At 66.4% G+C, this 17,763-nt stretch carries 13 protein-coding genes and 1 pseudogene; 3 read left to right on the forward strand and 11 right to left on the reverse strand.

Annotated features, from left to right (window positions below):
• Positions 1–202, forward strand: a pseudogene (locus BRAS3809_RS37195) (hypothetical protein); the annotation flags it as partial.
• Positions 199–1,245, forward strand: a complete 1,047-nt coding sequence (locus BRAS3809_RS31490; protein ID WP_008966056.1) for an ABC transporter substrate-binding protein — start codon at positions 199–201, stop codon at positions 1,243–1,245. The pseudogene BRAS3809_RS37195 and the gene BRAS3809_RS31490, both read left to right, overlap by 4 nt.
• Before the next feature lie 362 nt (positions 1,246–1,607).
• Here the strand turns inward: BRAS3809_RS31490 and BRAS3809_RS31495 are convergent, their stop codons facing one another.
• On the reverse strand, positions 1,608–2,330 hold the full coding sequence (locus BRAS3809_RS31495; protein WP_035659803.1) for a pyridoxamine 5'-phosphate oxidase family protein: 723 nt from the start codon (positions 2,328–2,330) through the stop codon (positions 1,608–1,610).
• Positions 2,331–2,395: 65 nt separating this feature from the next.
• On the opposite strand from BRAS3809_RS31495, the gene pdxR reads away from it, so the two are divergent.
• Positions 2,396–3,859, forward strand: coding sequence for a MocR-like pyridoxine biosynthesis transcription factor PdxR (gene pdxR / locus BRAS3809_RS31500; RefSeq protein WP_008966058.1), 1,464 nt, complete (start codon positions 2,396–2,398; stop codon positions 3,857–3,859).
• Here the strand turns inward: pdxR and BRAS3809_RS31505 are convergent.
• The 10 genes from BRAS3809_RS31505 to BRAS3809_RS31555 all read right to left on the reverse strand — a co-directional run bounded on the left by BRAS3809_RS31505 (position 3,847) and on the right by BRAS3809_RS31555 (position 17,318).
• Entirely contained in the window at positions 3,847–5,151 is a 1,305-nt protein-coding gene (locus BRAS3809_RS31505) for a ComEC/Rec2 family competence protein (RefSeq protein ID WP_008966059.1), read from the reverse strand. The genes pdxR and BRAS3809_RS31505 overlap by 13 nt on opposite strands.
• A gap of 130 nt (positions 5,152–5,281) precedes the next feature.
• Positions 5,282–7,195: a gluzincin family metallopeptidase gene (locus BRAS3809_RS31510; RefSeq protein ID WP_008966060.1), complete on the reverse strand. Its 1,914-nt coding sequence runs from the start codon at positions 7,193–7,195 to the stop codon at positions 5,282–5,284.
• A 52-nt stretch (positions 7,196–7,247) separates the two neighbouring features.
• Positions 7,248–8,405 (reverse strand): patatin-like phospholipase family protein, encoded by a 1,158-nt coding sequence (locus BRAS3809_RS31515; protein ID WP_035659807.1) that lies wholly within the window; start codon positions 8,403–8,405, stop codon positions 7,248–7,250.
• A gap of 107 nt (positions 8,406–8,512) precedes the next feature.
• On the reverse strand, positions 8,513–9,088 hold the full coding sequence (locus BRAS3809_RS31520) for a hypothetical protein (protein WP_008966062.1): 576 nt from the start codon (positions 9,086–9,088) through the stop codon (positions 8,513–8,515).
• A 372-nt stretch (positions 9,089–9,460) separates the two neighbouring features.
• The gene (locus tag BRAS3809_RS31530; RefSeq protein WP_201767135.1) at positions 9,461–10,255 is read right to left on the reverse strand and encodes a class II aldolase/adducin family protein; all 795 of its coding nucleotides are present in this window, start codon (positions 10,253–10,255) and stop codon (positions 9,461–9,463) included.
• Between the two features lie 177 nt (positions 10,256–10,432).
• Positions 10,433–11,971, reverse strand: a complete 1,539-nt coding sequence (garD, locus tag BRAS3809_RS31535) for a galactarate dehydratase (protein WP_008966064.1) — start codon at positions 11,969–11,971, stop codon at positions 10,433–10,435.
• Between the two features lie 354 nt (positions 11,972–12,325).
• Entirely contained in the window at positions 12,326–13,774 is a 1,449-nt protein-coding gene (locus BRAS3809_RS31540) for an aldehyde dehydrogenase family protein (protein ID WP_008966065.1), read from the reverse strand.
• 53 nt (positions 13,775–13,827) lie between these two features.
• Positions 13,828–15,183, reverse strand: a complete 1,356-nt coding sequence (gudD, locus tag BRAS3809_RS31545; protein WP_008966066.1) for a glucarate dehydratase — start codon at positions 15,181–15,183, stop codon at positions 13,828–13,830.
• Between the two features lie 150 nt (positions 15,184–15,333).
• A complete protein-coding gene (gene kdgD / locus BRAS3809_RS31550; RefSeq protein WP_008966067.1) occupies positions 15,334–16,278 on the reverse strand; it encodes a 5-dehydro-4-deoxyglucarate dehydratase in 945 nt (314 codons plus the stop codon).
• A gap of 137 nt (positions 16,279–16,415) precedes the next feature.
• Positions 16,416–17,318 (reverse strand): LysR family transcriptional regulator, encoded by a 903-nt coding sequence (locus BRAS3809_RS31555; RefSeq protein WP_008966068.1) that lies wholly within the window; start codon positions 17,316–17,318, stop codon positions 16,416–16,418.
• Positions 17,319–17,763: the final 445 nt, after the last annotated feature.

Below are 17,763 nucleotides of genomic sequence, written 5' to 3' on the forward strand. Positions count from 1 at the left end.
ACTCATTCATGCCTTCGGTTTCTCCGGCGCCGGCTTCCAGATCGCGCCGGGGGTCGGCGAGGTCCTGGCCGAACTCGTGCGCGACGGCGAAACCTCGACCCCGATCGCGCCGTTTTCGATCACCCGTTTCTCACCCGCATCGCAGCCGGACGATGCCTCTCCAGCAGCAATGACGACAGGATCGAAGGAGACTCCGCCATGATCGATGCTCGCGCCGCGCTCGGCTCGACCTTTGCCCTCATGCTCGCCGCATCGGTGGCGCAAGCGGAAACCAAAACGCTCTATGTCGGCATGAACGGCGGCAATTTCGAGCGTACCTACACGCAGGCGGTATTCCCGGATTTCGAGAAGGCCAACGACGTCAAGATCGTGGTCGTGCCCGGCACCTCGTCGGAGATCCTCGCCAAGGCGATCGCGGCGAAAGACAAGCCGCAGATGCATGTGATGTTTCTCGATGACGGCGTGATGATCCGCGCCGCTGGCCTCGGCCTGTGTGAGAAGCTGAAGCCGAGCGAGGCGCTCAGCCAGCTCGAGCCGTTCGCGCGGCTCAAGGACGACATCGCGGCCGGCATCGACATCGGCATGACCGGCCTTGCCTACAACAAGAAGCTGTTCGAGGAGAAGGGCTGGGCGGCGCCGACCTCGTGGCTGGATCTTGCCAATCCGAAATTCAGAGACAAGGTCGTGTTCCAGTCAGCCTCGGCCTCGACCTTCGGCCTGCACGCCTTCCTGATGTTCAACCGCATCAAGGGCGGCAGCGAGGCCAACGTCGAGCCGGGCTTCAAGGCGTTCCCCGACACCATCGGCAGGAACGTGCTCGAATACATCCCGAACTCCGCCAAGCTCTCCGAGATGGTGCAGACCGGCGAGGCGGCGATCTTTCCGCTGACACCGACCTCGGTGTCGACCTTCAAGGAGAAGGGGATCCCGGTCGAGTATGTGCAGCCAAAGGAAGGCTCCGTCGTGCTGATGGTCGCCGAATGCGTGATCGCCAACAATTCGGAGGCGGAGTTGGCGCAGAAGCTCGCCGCCTATCTGCTATCGCCGGAGGCACAGGCCAAGGCGCTGGCGGCTGGCAACATCGTGCCGTCGAACACCTTGGCCAAGGCCACGACGCCGGCCGCCGAGCAGAAGCTCGCCACCTTCCACACCTACATGAAGACTGCGATCGCGCTGGATTGGGACGTGATCAATGCGAAACGGCCCGAGTGGAACACGCGCTGGAACAGGATGATCGAGCGGTAGGCTGGTTTCGTCTCCTTGGTGATAGTGAGGAAGCGAAAGCAAGACAGACCAGCCGTGCGGCCCCGGATCGCTTTGCTGCCGCTCGCGATGACGGTTGGCAGAGCCACGCGTGGCTCAGCACTTCACTGTCGTAACCCCGCGAAGCAGGGTTTCCAGGACGCGGTGGCCTGCCGATCCCATCACGGCCGTCTCGGTGTACTGGATCGCCCGGCCGAGCCGGGCGACGACAGCCGAATATGTGTCGCGATGCCTGCTCCTATCGTCATTGCGAGGAGCGAAGCGACGAAGCAATCCAGTGCTCCGCGGGGATTTTGGTTTGCTTCGCGGCCCGTATATCTTGCAATGGCGGAAGAGAAGGGCAGCTACCCCGCCGGATAGCTCATCGCATAGGCCTCCGTCAGCGCCTCGTCGAGCCGTCGTCCGGCGCCGAAGGCTGCGAGCGTTGCTGGGCGCGCCACGCCCTGCAGCAGCCTGCCGTCCGGCTCCGCCGGATCGATGACGGTTCGGATGGGAAGGCGCTCGGCATAGATCGGCAGCGCATAATCCTCCTCGTCGTCGATGACGCCGGCGGCACGGATCTTGGCTGATGCCTTCTCGATCTCCATGGTCACCACCGACGTCGCCTTGAGCTCCTGCTCGGTCGTCGGACGCAGCGTTGCCGTGCGGCCGGGAAACAGGCGGTCGACCATCATCGTCAAGGCGCGGGCCTTCTCATTCTCATCTTCGATCAGTCGGGCATGCCCGAACGCCATCACCGAGCGATAGTCCGCGGAGTGATGGAAGGCGCTGCGCGCCAGCACCAGGCTGTCGAGATGAGTTACCGTCAGGCAGGCCGGCTGGCCGTCCGACAGGTTGCGCAGCATCCGGCTGGCGCTCGATCCGTGCCAGTACAATGTCGATCCCTCGCGCCAATACAGCGTCGGCGTGCAGTAGGGCAGCCCGTCGACGACGTAGGACACATGGCAAAGCGTCGCCGAGTCCAGCACCGCATGCACCGTCGCGTGATCGTAGTGGGCGCGCTGATGTCGCCGCTTGACCCGGTTGATGTCGTCAACGGGGTAGCTCGCCATCTGCTGTTCGGTCATGGCCTGTCTCCTGTTTGCGGGCCACGTCATGCCATGGCAAAGTGGTTGCCGGGAGTTCCACTTCGATGCAAAAGAAAGCAACCACTTCGCGGCAGCGGCGCGACGACGTGCTGGCGCTGCCGATCGTGCTCGACCCTGCCGTCCGCAGCCAGTCGCTGCAGGTGCACGGCGCGCTGCGCACCGGTATCGTCGACGGCCTCCTCGTGCCGGGCCTGCGGCTGCCGTCGACGCGCGTGCTCGCCGAGCAACTCGGCGTCCGCCGCAATGCGATCGTCGCGGCCTATGAGGCGCTGCTGTCGGACGGCCTGGTGGAGGCGCGGCACGGCGCGGGCACCTATGTCGCTGCTCAACTTCCGACCCCGCGGACACCGGTTCCTGCGGCCGAGCTGGACATCAGGATCCCGCAAACGCGGCCGTTTGCGCTCGGCGTCACGCTGGTCGATCCCGTGGTGTTGAAGCGCCTCGCCGCCGCCAGCCGTCGCCGGATTGCACAGGCCGCCCCCGCCGATCTTGGCTATGCCGACCCGAGGGGGAGCCTGCACCTGCGCACGCAGGTCGCGCGCTACCTCGCCGCCAATCGCGGCGTCCGCTGCGACCCGAGCTGCATCCTGATCGTCAGCGGCACCCAGCATGGCCTGCGGCTGTGCATCGATGCGCTGTTGAAGCCCGGAGACGCGGTCTGGTTCGAGGATCCCGGCTACGTCGCCTCTCGCCATACGTTGAGCACGACGGGAGCGAGGCTGGTGCCAGTTCCGGTCGACAACGAAGGCATCGTGGTGAGCGCAGGAGAGAAGGCCGATGCAACGGCAAGAGCCGTCTACGTCACGCCCTCGCATCAGTTTCCCACCGGCGTCGCGATGAGCATGGCGCGCCGCATCGGTCTCCTCGATTGGGCGCGCAGGGCCAATGCCTACATCTTCGAGGACGACTACGACAGCGAGTACCGTTTCGCCGGTCCGCCGCTGACGGCGCTGGCCGGCATCGGGGGCGAGCGCGTGATCTATCTCGGCACCTTCGGCAAGACGCTGTTCGCGGGGCTGCGGCTCGGCTATCTCGTGGCGCCGCCAGCGCTGGTGGCGCGCGTGGTCGCCGCACGTGCCGCGCAGGACCGGTTTCCACCGGCCTTCATCCAGGATGCTCTGGCCGATCTGATGGCCGACGGCGTGATCGCGGCTCACATGCGGCGGATGCGTCCGCGTTACCGTCAGGCGCGCGATGTGGTAGCCGAGGCGCTTGCCAAACACGCCAAGGGATTGCTGCAACTGTCGGCGCCGGCGCAGGGCCTGCATCTTCTTGCGACCTTGCCGCCGCGGACGCCGAAGGGCGCGGCGCGGCTGATCCGTGAGCGGGCCGGCATCGAATGCCGCCTGCTGTCGGATGCACGACTCGTGCAGCGGGGGCCGGACGGTTTCATCCTCGGCTATTCAGGTTTTGCGGCGAAGGATCTGGCGGATGCTGCGCGACGGCTCGGGCGCGCGGCGCAGGAGGTCCTGCGGGATGTGGGGGCGTCACGGGTTCAGAAAGTGTAGTCGATGAAGAGCTGCTTCTCGGGAGCGCTGAACGCGTTCGGCAGCGGACCCGCCAGCGGATTCGCCGGCGCGTCTGCGCCGGCCGCGACCTGATCGCTGCGCGCCAGCTGATCGTTCATGCGCTGACGCAGTGCGTCCAGCAGCGGCTCGCGCGGGACCTCGTTGTAGGCATGCTCCTGGGTCGAGCACATGCCGACGCAGCCGATCCGCATCGCCTTCACGGCGTCTTTCGGCGTCGCGTTGGCGCTGCCGTGATGGCCGACCTTGTAGAAGTCGATCTTGCCGAGAATGTCCTGGGCTTTCGCGGTGAGCTGGGTATGGCCCGGCGTGCCATAGGCGCCGCCATAGAGGAAATTCTCCCAATTGCCCCATTGCGCGTCGCCGGCAAACAACAGGTTCTTGCCGCCGAAGGAGAACAGGATGACCAGGCTCTGATTGTTCAACGTCTTGTCCGCGGCTTGCGCCTGCGCAGCCAGCACGTCGGGCTGTGCGGCGTCGAGCATGCGGAGCATGCGCTCGAAGCCGTAGGGCGCGAACGCCTTGTCGCCATAGTCCTCACGCTTGCCGCGGAAGGCGTTGCCGAAAGGCTTGAGCCGTTCCGGCTGGTCGCCGCTCTCGGTCGCGCCCGCCAGATATTGCTCGTTCTTGTTGGTCATCTGGCCGATGAGGACGTCGTCGATTGGAGGGCCCAGGATCTCGGCGCTCAGACCACCCGCGGCGAGATCCGGAGGCAGAACCGGCGGATCGCCGGCCTTGTAATAGTCGTGCGCCGGCTGCGTTCCCTTGAAGCCGCCATGCAGGACGTCGAGCGCCTTCTGGTTGGCCGCGATGCCGGCGCCGCCGAGGCCGCCGGTGATGTTCTCGGCCATTCTCAGCAGCTGATCTGCCTGGGGATCGGACCCTGCCGCCAACCGCGCGCGGAATTGCCGGCCGAGATCGCCGGCCATGGCGACGAGGCTCGCCTGAAACGCCGCGGCCTTCGGATTGGCGGGATTCTCGAACCACGGCATCCAGACCCGCGCGACCTCGATCTGCGCGAAGATGTCGGCACAGCTGCCGAAGCCCGAGATGTGATCGGCGTGCCGGTGCGTCATGATCACCAGCGACAGCCGGTTGCTGCAATCCTTGGCCATCTGGGTGACGGCCGCCCGGATGCTGCCGAGATCCTTGGCGTGCACGCCGCAATCGATCAGGATATGGCTGGGGCCGGTCGCGGTCGGAACGCTCAGCAGGAAGAAGTCGCCAAAGCCGACGCGGTACATGCGCACGCGCAGCCCGCTGGCGGCTTTCACGGGAAGGGCAGGCGAGGGCGCGTCGCTCGTCACCGGCGCAGGTCGTTTGCGCCCCGCCGCGGCCCGGCTGGCAGGCTTGCGCTGACGCGCGACGCTGGATTTGGCTGAGGCCGTATGGCTGCGCGGCATGTCAGACTCCTGCATGGAGCAGCGCGAAATCCAGGCGGAAGCGCTTGTCGTCGTCATGCCCGCTCGGTTGCGTCGTGGCCCGCCCGCTTGCAATATAGAAATTGCGCACCCGCTCCTCGCGCTCGGGCCGGTACAGCTTGGGAATCACGAAGCGCACGCGCGGATCGGGACGCTTGTCGTGCTCGGGCGGATCCTGCGCGATCAGCAGCGTGACGCCGTTGCGCAGCGGGAAGGTGCCGGGGACCCCCGGACCGAACGGCACCCGCATGGTCTGGACCAGCTCGACGACCATGCTGACATAGAGTTTGCCGTCCTTGCCGGTCGAAAACATCGGATGAAAGGACGGGGCTTCGATCTCGCCGGCCTTGTCGTCGAAGCCGAGCTTCTCGGCATTCTTCAGGGCAAATGCGCGTAGCACGTCGCCGTTATGATCCTTCTCCTCCTTGGTGAGGCCGTTCGGATCGCCGAACGTCAGTCCGGGCACGCGCAGGCTGCCGCGCACGACCTTCGGCCAGAACAGCGCATCTTCGGAGAACGACGTGGCGTTCTCCGCAACGATGCCGCGCAGGCGGAAAGCCTGCATCAAGGCATCCCGGATGCGATCGGGGTCGTCGGGCGTGTAGTCCAGATGCGCGGTCAGCAGCGCGCGGAGAAAATCGCCGAACGTGATGTCGACCGGCGGGCAATAGTCCAGCGCGCGGGCGCAGATGGTGAAGAACTCCTCCGCCGTCCGGCTCGCCTCCATCGCCAGCCGGTTCGCGAGCGGCGCCGGCAGGTCGGCCTTGTCGACGCTGCCGCCGCCGGCGCGGAAGATCCGGAACAGGTCGAACGTCCTGCGGCCATAGACCGTGAAGTAGGCGTCGAAGACCGCGGCAACGAGAATCGAACCGCGCTCGTGCGGCTCGATCTTGGTCGCGATGTCCTTGGCGCCTTCTGGTGTGGCGGGAGTCATCAGCGCGCTTCGGAGGCTGGATTGCCGCCCGGCGGCTTCGCCGAATTGCGTGGCCAGCGCAATCAGCGGATTCTCGGTGCTGAGCTGGGACTGAATCGCGGGCGTGCCACCCGGCGCGAGCTCGGCATCGCCCTTGAGCTTGTACTCGAACAGCTTGCCGCCCGTCTTCTGCAGCGTATCGACCAGCACCTCGTTGTGGGAGAAGTGCAGGAACAGGGCGGCGAGGTCGGCGAACGCCTCATGAAAGGCCGCGACATCGACGTTGGTCGGCTCCATGAAATGCTCGCGAATGCCGTCGACGATCGCGTGCGTGGTCTCGTGCACGATAATGTCGTGCGACAGGCAGGTGAACACCGTCTGTCCCGGCAGGTTGCGCCCGGGATTGGTGCGGCTCGCCTTGAAGTAGCCGAACAGGATGCCGTGAGCATCCGGACTATAGAACGCGTTCGCCTCGCACATCGCATGCGGGAACAGGCTCAGGCGTCGGGAGGCGCCGCGCGGCGCGGGCGGATGACTGCGGTCGAGGCGCGTCCGCCAGCGCACCCGCCGTCCCAGCGCGAACTCGAAGCGCTGCAGGGTCTCGCTCGCCACGGCATAGACCATCTGCTGGTGAAACCGCGGGTCGGACTCCGAAGGAGCCAGGCCGTGAGTCATCAGCAGCTTCGGCTCGTCGAGATCAACCGGCTTGTAGAACGTCTTCTGGCTGCCGTCGTAGTCGATCACCGCAAAGCGCTCGCCGATCGGGCCTGGCTCGAGGCTCTCGTAGCGTACATGGGTGACCATCTGATTGCCGACGAATTTGCCGAGGCTCGGGTCGAAGGCATAGACGTTGAGCGGTCGCTCCGACGGGAACGGAATTTCGGTCGTCGAGAAGATGTCGTCCGGAATCTCGCGCGCCGCCGAAGCGGGAGCTTGGCTCGCCGGCGTGACGTCGTCGCATTTGAAGCGCTGTCGATGCGACATGCTGAGCTGGTCCTGTGCTGGCGAGTGGCCACCTCGCGTCACGATGCTGGGGCTAATAGCCTCCGGCAAACGGGAAATCTTGCGGAGCGCTGATCTGGATGCCGAGCTTCTGCTGCAACGTCGCGTCGATGTGGGCCCGCAGCGCGGCGTCGCAGACGGCGTAGCCCCAGTTCATCAGCCGGTTCTGGACGTCCGTCGGCATCTTCTCCAGCCGCGTCGGAATCGCGGCCAGCGGCGCGGAATCCCGGTGCTGGCAGTTGAGTGGATCGGCGGCGAGCTTGTAGTCGGCGAAATTGGTGCGGATGCCCCAATAGGTGCCGGTGTGGTCGCCGCTGTTGTAGGCGTCGATCAGCTGACGCTTGCGCAGGCTCCGGACCTGGTTGTCGATGACGCCGAGGATGCGAATGGCGTGGCGGGCCCAGTCGTGATGCGGATCCTCCTCCGGAGAGATCTGCTGGCCGGCATCGCTCACGAGCAGCGTCGAAAACCGTTTGACGGTCTCCAGGCCGAGATTGTCGTAGACGCCGCCGTCGCTGAGCACCGCGCTCGTGGTGTAGGGCGGGTGGTTGAGGTCGGCGCCGTCGACGTTTCGAACGGGCTGGCGGATCGGCAGGGTGAGCGGCGACAGAATCGGAGGAAACGCCGAGGAGGCGGCGACCGCGGTCGCCAGCGTCACGTCCGGTGAATCGACCAGGCCGACGCGATAGTCGCCCATGTAGCGGCGCGAGAACCGCCACAGCACCGCCGACTGGATGTTGGTGGCATTGATGACGAAGCGCGGTGCCTTGCCGCCGCTGTCGTCGGGAAGATCCGCGAGCTTCTTGCCGTTGAACAGAACCTCGTCGTAGGCCGCAGCGACACGGTCGCTGATGGTGCCGGGCAGGAATATCCCGCCGATCACGGCGCCGATGTCGACGGAGGTGTCGGCCATCTTCCGCAGCCCGTCGACGATGATCGAGAAGTTGCTGGCCTTGCCCGCGGCGTCGAAATGCAGATCATTCCAACGCAGGCCGAGATAGGCGGCCGTGATCGAACCTCCGGAGACGCTGGAAATCCGCTTGAGCCGGCCGAGCAGCCCGACCTCGTTCAGCCGCCAGAGCGCGCCGATGTGAAACACCATGGCGCGGTAACCGCCGCCGGACAAGGACAGCGTGACGCCGTCCTCATGCTGGCTGTTGGCGGCATCGAGGTCGGTGGGCTCGATCGGCATGGCGCTCCTCCCCTTTGCCGATAGGTCGGGGGGCGTGCCCACACGTTCAACGAGATCGGAAAATTTTTGCATCCGGTGCGCGGCGCATCGGGCAGCGCCGCCGCCGGCTATTGATAGGGGTCGTGCTCGGCGTTGGTCATGGTCTGGCGCACCCGGCGCAGGGTGATCGGCGTGCCGTCCGAGACGAATTTCAGCTCATAGGCGCGGCCGGCATCGTCCTTGGCGGTGCAGGTCACGCTCGTCACCTTGAGCATCGCGAAGTTGCCGACCTGGCGGCAGACGCCGGTCGAGCTTTGCGCCGCGGGCACCGGGATGCCGTCGACCTTGGGGCGGTGCTTCGAGTTCAGCAGCATGCGGTCGATCGGGAGCACGTAAATGTTCTGGACCGACCTGCTGCCGTTGATCCCCGAAAACGAGATGATGTGGCTCTCGTCGTTGGGATCGTCGAGGGCGACCGTAAAATGGGCGCGGCCCTTTTCGCTGTGAAAGAACGCCACAGTCTTGCATGGGAACTCGCGGCCATCGACCTTCACCGCCTCGCAGGTGCCGGACATCAGGGCGTAGAGATCGATATCGGGCCGCTCCTCCGGCGTGCTTGGCACCGGCAGCTGCTGGGCCACGCAGGGCATAGCCAGGCCGAGGCCGAGCGCGATCACGAGGTGGCGAGTGAAGGACAAAGACATCCGCAGGTGCTGGCTGGACAGAATCATGTTCGCGCAACGCCCAACAGATGTGTCCGCTTTGCGGCGAAAAGAGGTCCGGCCATGGTCGGTGCAGCCGGCCAGCGCCGGTTCGGCGAGCTGGGGCGGGACGGGACGCCGCGGCGCAGCGGCGGTCGATCCATACCGCGAGAGCCACGGAAAGTTCCGGCCGACGGCACGGTCGGCAACAAGGTGAAGCTGATCGACGTCGCCGACCCGTCGCACGCGCTGGACGCGCTCCATGTCGAGACCGAAGGCGCCGTGCAGGACGGCGTCGCTGCTGTCACGCGGTCGGGGGCCGCCTTTTCAGGCGGCCTCCGGCGAGCCGTACATCGTGCGGACTGGGGCGCCATGCTACTTGGTTGATTGCACCTTCTGCTTCCACAGCGCCCAGGCGCGGTCCATGATCACCATGTTGACGCCGTCGGCCTTGGCGGCCTCCTCGGCGCTGAGATAAGTGACCTCGGAGCCGAGCCCGAGCGCCTGCGCCTGCAGCCTGGCATTGACGTCGGTGTAGTAGGCGCGGAATACGGCGGCCTGTACCGCGGGACCGACGGTGACGTCGCCATGGCCGCGCATCAGCACGACGGACTTGTCGCCGAGCGCCGCGGCGAGCGACTTGCCGATGGCGTTGTTGCGCACCAGCATGTCGGTGGCGCCGAACTCCTTGCCGATATCCCAGACAACAGCGCCTTCGCCGAGGAAGGCGGCGTTGTGATAGAGCGGCTTCAAGGGTGTGCGGCTGACGCTGAACGGCACGACGCCAGGCGAGTGCGTATGCACGACGGCGTTGACGTCGGGACGCGCCTTGTAGATCTCGGCATGGATGAAGCGTTCGAGGAAGACGGCGCGATTCCTGGCATCGACCGGTTCGCCGTTCTCGTCGAACTCCATGATGTCGTTGGCGGTGACCTGCGCCGGTGCGATCGAGCGCGCCATCAGGAAGTGGCGCGGATTGGCCGGACTGCGCGCGCTGACATGGCCGAAGGCATCGACGACGCCGAGATCGGCGAGCACGCGGCTGCCGGTCGCGATGTCTTCAAGCAGCTCGCGGGGAACGCCGGGGATCGAATCGTCGGCGCGGGAGGGCGTGGCGGAGAGCAGGAGGGCGGTTGCGGCGATCGCGGCGAAGCGGCTGAAGCTGGACATCTGGCTGTTCCTCCCGGCCCTTTTTTCTAGGCTCGTTGCTTCAGCATACGCGTCATTGCGCGCGAAGCGAAGCAATCCAGAGTCCCGCCGACGCTCCTGGATTGCTTCGCTTCGCGCGCGATGACGGGGATGGGTCTGAGCGAGGCAACTGTCATGGTCGGGTGAGCGCGTCCTCCCTCAGGTCACCGGCGCCGGGTTGAACAAGGTCAGGTCGTTGTGGATGCCCCAGCGGTCGGACCAGGGCTTGGTGCGGCCGCTTGCCACGTCGAGGATCAGCTTGAACAGCTCCCAGCCGGTCTCCTCGATGGTCATTTCGCCGGTGGCGATGCGGCCGGCGTCGAAATCGATCAGGTCCTTCCAGCGCCGCGCAAGTTCCGTGCGGGTCGCGACCTTGATGACGGGCGCGGCGGCGAGGCCATAGGGCGTGCCGCGGCCGGTGGTGAACACCTGCAAGGTCATGCCGGAGGCGAGCTGCAGCGTACCGCAGATGAAGTCGGAGGCCGGCGTCGCGGCGAACAGCATGCCCTTCTGCTTGGCCTTCTCGCCCGGCGCCAGCACGCCGTGGATCGGGCCGGAGCCGGACTTCACGATCGAGCCGAGCGACTTCTCGACGATGTTGGCGAGGCCGCCCTTCTTGTTGCCGGGCGTGGTGTTGGCGCTGCGGTCGGCGCCGCCGCGCTTCAGATAGGCGTCGTACCAGTCCATCTCGCGGATCAGCGCGCGGCCGACCTCCTCGTTGATGGCGCGGCGGGTCAAAAGTTGGATCGCGTCGCGAACCTCCGTGACTTCCGAGAACATCACGGTGGCGCCGGCGCGCACCAGCAGGTCCGCGGCGAAGCCCACGGCGGGGTTCGCCGTCACGCCGGAGAACGCGTCGCTGCCGCCGCATTGCAGGCCGATGACGAGGTCGGAGGCCGGGCAGGTCTGACGCGTGCGCTTGTTGAGCTCGGCGAGACGGCGGTCGGCCTGCGTCATGATCGCATCGACGATCGCGCCGAAGCCGTCGAAGGCTTCGTCCTGCATGCGGACGATGGAATCCTCGGTCCCTTCCGGTAGCAGGCGCTCCGGCGCGAGCTTCTCGCAGCCGAGGCCGACGACCAGGATTTCGCCGCCGAAATTCGGGTTCAGCGCGAGGTTCTGCAGGGTGCGGATCGGCACGACGGCGTCGGGCGCCGTGATCGCGACGCCGCAGCCATAGGCATGGGTCAGCGCCACGACGTCGTCGACATTGGGGTACTTCGGGAGCAGCTCGGACTTGATGCGCTTGATCGCGAATTCGAGCGTGCCCTTCACGCATTGGACCGAGGTCGAGATGCCCAGCACGTTGCGGGTGCCGACGGAGCCGTCGGCGTTGCGATAACCTTCGAAGGTGTAGCCTTCGAGCGGCGGCAGCGGCGCCGGCACGGCGGTGGAGATTTCGAGCTGGTCGAGGGCAGGGGCATCCGGCATGTGGATGCGCGCTTCGTCCACCCACTCGCCGGCCGCGATCGGCGACTTGGCAGTGCCGATGATCTCGCCGTAGCGCACGATCGGCGCGCCCTGGGGAATGTCGACCAGCGCGGTCTTGTGGCCCTGCGGAACGAAGGCCTTCAGCGTCAGGCCGTCGGGGAATTTGGTGCCGGCGGGCAGGCCGAAATCGTTCACCACGATCGCGACGTTGTCGCGGGCGTTGAGCTTGATGACACGCGGCTCCTGGTTCACGACCTGCTGGTTCATGCTGGCTCCCTTTCGCCTTGTAGGGTGGGCAAAGCGAAGCGTGCCCACCGTCTTTCGTCTCGCTCGACCGTCGGTGGGCACGGCGCTTGCGCGCCTTTGCCCACCCTACGGGTCTTGCNTTTGGGCGAGGCACCGCCCGTGTGGCTGCCCCTCACCCCGGCCCTCTCCCCGCAAGGACGGGGAGAGGGGGAGGACCGTCGATGCGGCCCGGCTGTTAGTTCGTAGGGTTGGCAAAGCGAAGCGTGCCCACCGTACAGGTTTCAGTTTCGTCATTGCGAGGAGCGAAGCGACGAAGCAATCCAGAATTCTTACTTGGCCCTGGATTGCTTCGCTTCGCTCGCAATGACGACCGGCTCACACCGGGAAGGTGTAGGCCGTCTTCACCGTGGTGTAGAACTCGCGGGCGTAGGAGCCCTGCTCGCGGGCGCCATAGCTCGAGCCCTTCCGGCCGCCGAACGGGACGTGGTAGTCGACGCCGGCGGTCGGCAGGTTGACCATCACCATGCCGGCCTCGCTGTTGCGCTTGAAGTGCGAGGCGTATTTCAGGCTGGTGGTGCAGACGCCGGCGGCGAGGCCGAACTCGGTGTCGTTGGAGATCGCCAGCGCCTCGTCGTAGTTCTTGGCGCGGATGACGCAGGCCACCGGTCCGAAGATCTCTTCACGCGCGATGCGCATGTTGTTGTTGGCTTCGGTGAACAGCGCCGGCTGCATGTAGAAGCCGGGGCTCTCGCGGTTGAGCAACTCGCCGCCCCAGGCCAGCTTGGCGCCTTCGTCCTGGCCGATCTTGAGATAGCGCTGGTCCTGCTCGAGCTGGTTGCCGTCGACCACCGGGCCGATATGCGTGCCCTGCTTGACGGCGTCGTCGACGACGAGGCCCTTCAGACGCTCGGTGAGCGCTTCGACGAACTTGTCGTGGATGCCCTCGGTGACGATCAGGCGCGACGAGGCCGTGCAGCGCTGGCCGGTCGAGAAATAGGCGCCGTTGGCGGCGGCTTCGACCGCGACCTTGACGTCGGCGTCATCGAGCACGACCAGCGGGTTCTTGCCGCCCATCTCGAGCTGGAACTTCTTCATCGGGTTCGACAGCACGCAGGCCTGCGCGATCTTGCGGCCGGTGCCGACCGAGCCGGTGAAGGAGATCGCGGCGACGTCCGGGTGTTCGAGCAGGGTCTGGCCGACCACCGAGCCGGAGCCGACGACGAGGTTGAAGACGCCGGCCGGAATGCCGGAGCGCGCGATGATCTCGGAGAGCGCATGCGCCGAGCCCGGGACCAGTTCGGCCGGCTTGAACACCACGGTGTTGCCGTAGCAGAGCGCGGGCGCGATCTTCCAGGCGGGGATCGCGATCGGGAAATTCCAGGGCGTGATCATGCCGACGACGCCGACCGCCTCGCGGGTGATCTCGACGTCGAGGCCCGGACGCACCGAGGCGCCCTTCTCGCCGGTCAGGCGCAGCGCCTCGCCGGCGAAGAATGCGAAGATCTGGCCGGCGCGGGCGACCTCGCCGATCCCCTCCGGCAGGGTCTTGCCTTCCTCGCGCGCGAGCAGGCGGCCGAGCTCTTCCTTGCGCGACAGGATCTCCGCCGAGATCTTGTTGAGCGCGTCATAGCGCTCCTGCGGCGTCGAGCGCGACCAGGCGGGGAAGGCGGCCTTGGCGGCAGCGATCGCCTTCTCGGTCTGCGCCTTGTCCGCCTTGGCGTATTCGCCGACGACATCGTTTGTGTTCGAGGGATTGATGTTGCGGGTCACCCCGCTGCCGTCGACCCACTCGCCGGCGATGAAATTCTTGAGGATCGCGTTCATGTTGTTCTCCAGACTTTGCGCGATTGCCCGGACAATCTAACCGATCGCCCCCGTCATCGCACGAGACAGGGGCGCTTGTCGTCGAAGGTCCAGCCGGGGATCAGATACTGCATTGCGACGGCGTCGTCGCGTGCGCCGAGCCCGTGGCTCTTGTACAGCGCATTGGCCTTTTCGATGGCGCCGCGGTCGACCTCGATGCCGAGCCCCGGTTGCTCCGGCACGGCGATCTTGCCGCCCTTGATCTGCAGCGGCGCCTTGGTCAGCGCCTGGCCATCCTGCCAGATCCAGTGGGTGTCGATCGCGGTGACCTTGCCCGGGGCGGCGGCGGCAACATGGGTGAACATCGCCAGCGAAATATCGAAATGGTTGTTGGAGTGTGAACCCCAGGTCAGGCCGTTGTCCTTGCAGGTCTGGGCGACGCGGACCGAGCCCTGCATCGTCCAGAAATGGGGATCGGCCAGCGGAATGTCGACGGCCCCGAGCCGCAGCGCATGGCTGAGCTGCCGCCAGTCGGTGGCGATCATGTTGGTGGCGGTCGGCAAGCCGGTGGCGCGGCGGAACTCCGCCATGATCTCGCGGCCGGAGAAGCCGGCCTCGGCGCCGCAGGGGTCCTCGGCATAAGCGAGGATGCCGTGCATGTCCTTGCACAGCCGGATCGCCTCATCCAGCGACCAGGCGCCGTTGGGGTCGAGCGTGACGCGGGCCTGCGGGAAGCGTTTTGCGATCGCGGTCACCGCCTCGATCTCGGCCTCGCCCTTGAGCACGCCGCCCTTCAGCTTGAAGTCGGCGAAGCCGTAGGCGTCGTGGGTGGCTTCGGCGAGCCGCACCACGGCCTCGGGCGTCATCGCCTCCTGATGTCGCAAGGTGTACCAGCCCTCACGCTCGCCTTCGCCCGTGGCGTAGGGCAGGTCGGTCTTGTTGCGGTTGCCGATGAAGAAGAGATAGCCGAGCGCCTCGACGGATGTGCGCTGCTGGCCCTCGCCGAGCAGCGCCGCCACCGGTAGGCCGAGATGCTGGCCGAGCAGGTCGAGCAGCGCGGATTCGACGGCCGTGACCGCATGGATCATGACGCGCAGGTCGAAGGTCTGCTTGCCGCGGCCGCCGGCGTCGCGGTCGGCGAAGGCGGTGCGCATGGTGGCGAGGATCGTGTTGCAGGCGCCGATGCTCTGGCCCACGATCAGGCTCTTGGCATCCTCCAGCGTCTGCCGGATCTTCTCGCCGCCAGGCACCTCGCCGACGCCGGTGTGGCCGGAATTGTCGGTGAGGATGACGAGGTTGCGGGTGAAGAACGGCCCATGCGCGCCCGAGAGATTGAGCAGCATGCTGTCACGCCCGGCCACCGGAATGACCTCCATGCCGGTGACGACCGGCGCGCCGGAGATCCCGGTCTTGGTGGCGTCGTGACTCATGTGCTCCTCCCTTTACTAGCTCCGTCATTCCGGGGCAGCCCGTCAGGGCTGAACCCGGAATCTCGAGATCGGCTTGCGCCTCTTCTCTTCAATCAACTTCGAGATTCCGGGTTCAAGGCCTTGCGGCCTTGCCCCGTGATGACTGCAAGATCACTCCGCCGCCTGCTGCGCCGAGGCGGCGCGCGGCAGCGCCTTCACCAGCGTCGTCAGTTCGGCCATCTCGGCCTCGGTCAGGTCGGTCAGCGGCAGGCGGACCGGGCCGGAATCGCGGCCGATCACCTTCATGCCGGCCTTGATGATCGAGACCGCGTAGCCCTTCTTGCGGTTGCGTATCGCGATCAGCGGCAAAATGAAATCCTTCAATCCCGCATGGATGGTGGCGTGATCGCGCTTGCGCACCGCGGCATAGAAGCTGGTCGCGAACTCCGGCACGAAGTTGAACACGGCCGAGGAGTAGGTCGTCACGCCCATGTCGAGATAGGGCAGGGCGAAGGTCTCCGCCGTCGGCAGGCCGCCGATATAGGTCAGGCGGTCGCCCATCTTGGTGTAGACGCGGGTCATCAGCTCGATGTCGCCGATGCCGTCCTTGTAGCCGACCAGGTTCGGGCAGCGCTCGCACAGCCGCGCCAGCGTGTCCGGCTGCAGGATGGCGTTGTCGCGATTGTAGACGATGACGCCGATCTTGACCGACTTGCAGACCGCCTCGACATGGGCGGCAAGGCCCTCCTGCTCGGCGTGCATCAGATAGGGCGGCAGCAGCAACAGGCCGTCGGCGCCGGCCTTCTCGGCACCGATCGCGATCTCGCGCGCGATCGCGGTGCCGTAGCCGGTGCCGGCGAGCACGGGCACGCGGCCCTTGGTCTCGTCGACGGCGACCCGCACGACCTCGGGCACTTCGGCAGACGTCAGCGAGAAGAATTCGCCGGTGCCGCCGGCGGCGAACAGGCCGGCGACGTCATAGCCGCACAGCCAGTCCATGTTGGCGCGATAGGTGGCTTCGTCGAACGAGTAGTCGGCCTTGAACGGCGTCACGGGGAAGGAGAGCAGGCCGCTGCCGATTTTCGCAGCCATTTCCTTGGGGGTCATCTTGCTCATCGCGCGGGTCCTTCACGAATGTTCTTGGGGAACGAATGCGGCGCCTCACGTCGGCGCGCATTCCCCGGGCCATGTCGTAGGACCAAGTTCGATGCCGGTCCAAGCCAATGACGGTATCGATTGATGTGGATCGGGTATCAATCTTCGACCTGCTGCACGGCGAGATTCCCGGCCAGCTCGACCAGCGCCGGCAGCAGCGGGTTGTCGTGATCGCGCCGCCAGACCAGGAACAGTTCGGCCGGGGTCGGGTTGCGCAGCTTCAGCGGCCGCAGCCGGACATCGGCGATCTTCAGGCTGGCGGCGGCTTGCGGCACGATGGCGAGGCCGAGGCCGGCGCGGACCATCGCCAGGATGGAGTGGATCTGGCTGAGGTGCTGGACGTAGCGGGGCAGCACCTCGGCGCGCATGAATTGCGACACCAGGAGGTCGTGGAAATAGCGCGCCTCGGTCTGCGAATACATGATGAAGGGCTGGCCGTCGAAGTCGCGGATCGACACGGTTTCGGCCGAGGCGAGCCGATGTCGCCGCGGCAGCGCGGCGCAGAGCGGCTCGGCCACGACGCGGCGCGTGGCCAATTCCGGCCGCGCGATCGGCGGCCGCAGCAGGCCGGCGTCGATCTGGCCGGAGGCGAGCGCCTCGATCTGGTCGCCCGACACCATCTCCTTCAGCGACAGGTCGGCCTCGGGCAGTTCGGTGCGGCAGGCCGCGACGAGGTCGGGCAGGAAGCCGTAGGCCGCGGCCGCGGTGAAGCCGATCTTGAGCGAGCCGCTCTTGCCGCTGGCGATGCGCTGGGCCACTTGCGCGGCACTCTCCGCCATCTTCAGGATCCGGCGCGCCTCCGGCAGGAAGCTGCGCCCCGCCGGCGTCAGCTTGACCGAGCGGCTGGTGCGCTCGAGCAGCGCCGCATCGATGATGTGCTCCAGCACCTGGATCTGCCGCGACAGCGGCGGCTGCGTCATGTTGAGCCGGACGGCGGCGCGGCCGAAATGCAGCTCCTCGGCCACGGTGACGAAGCAGCGCAACTGGTTGAGATCGAACATCGATGCATCCGTGGTATGGATGGGGCGGTGATCCAGCGATTGTAGCATTGATCCGGCAAAGTGGGAACGGCAGCGAAAGGCTGCCCCGATATGGCCCGGCTGCATCGGCCCCCTCCGCCGTCGTCCCGGCGAAAGCCGGCACCCATAGCCACAGGGAGTGGTTCGAGGCACGCTGGTCATGACCATCTCGCGCCTCACGTCTGCTGCGGCGTATGGGTCCCGGATCGGCGCATCGCCGCGCTGGCGCGCGTCGATGCTTGTCCGGGACGACGGCGGAGGGCGTGGCGGCGATTTACGATTCAAACAGCGAGCGGAAAGTCGGGGGACGCGTCCTCGCAATCTCGCGGCATATCATGCCCGAGCTTTGCGATCAGTCCGTCCCTCGCAAACATGCAGAGGGCGCAGGGAATGCCGGGTGAGGGCCTCACCCATGGCCCGCCTGCGT

This window comes from Bradyrhizobium sp. STM 3809 (assembly GCF_000239795.1).
In the GTDB taxonomy this organism is placed as follows: Bacteria; Pseudomonadota; Alphaproteobacteria; order Rhizobiales; family Xanthobacteraceae; genus Bradyrhizobium.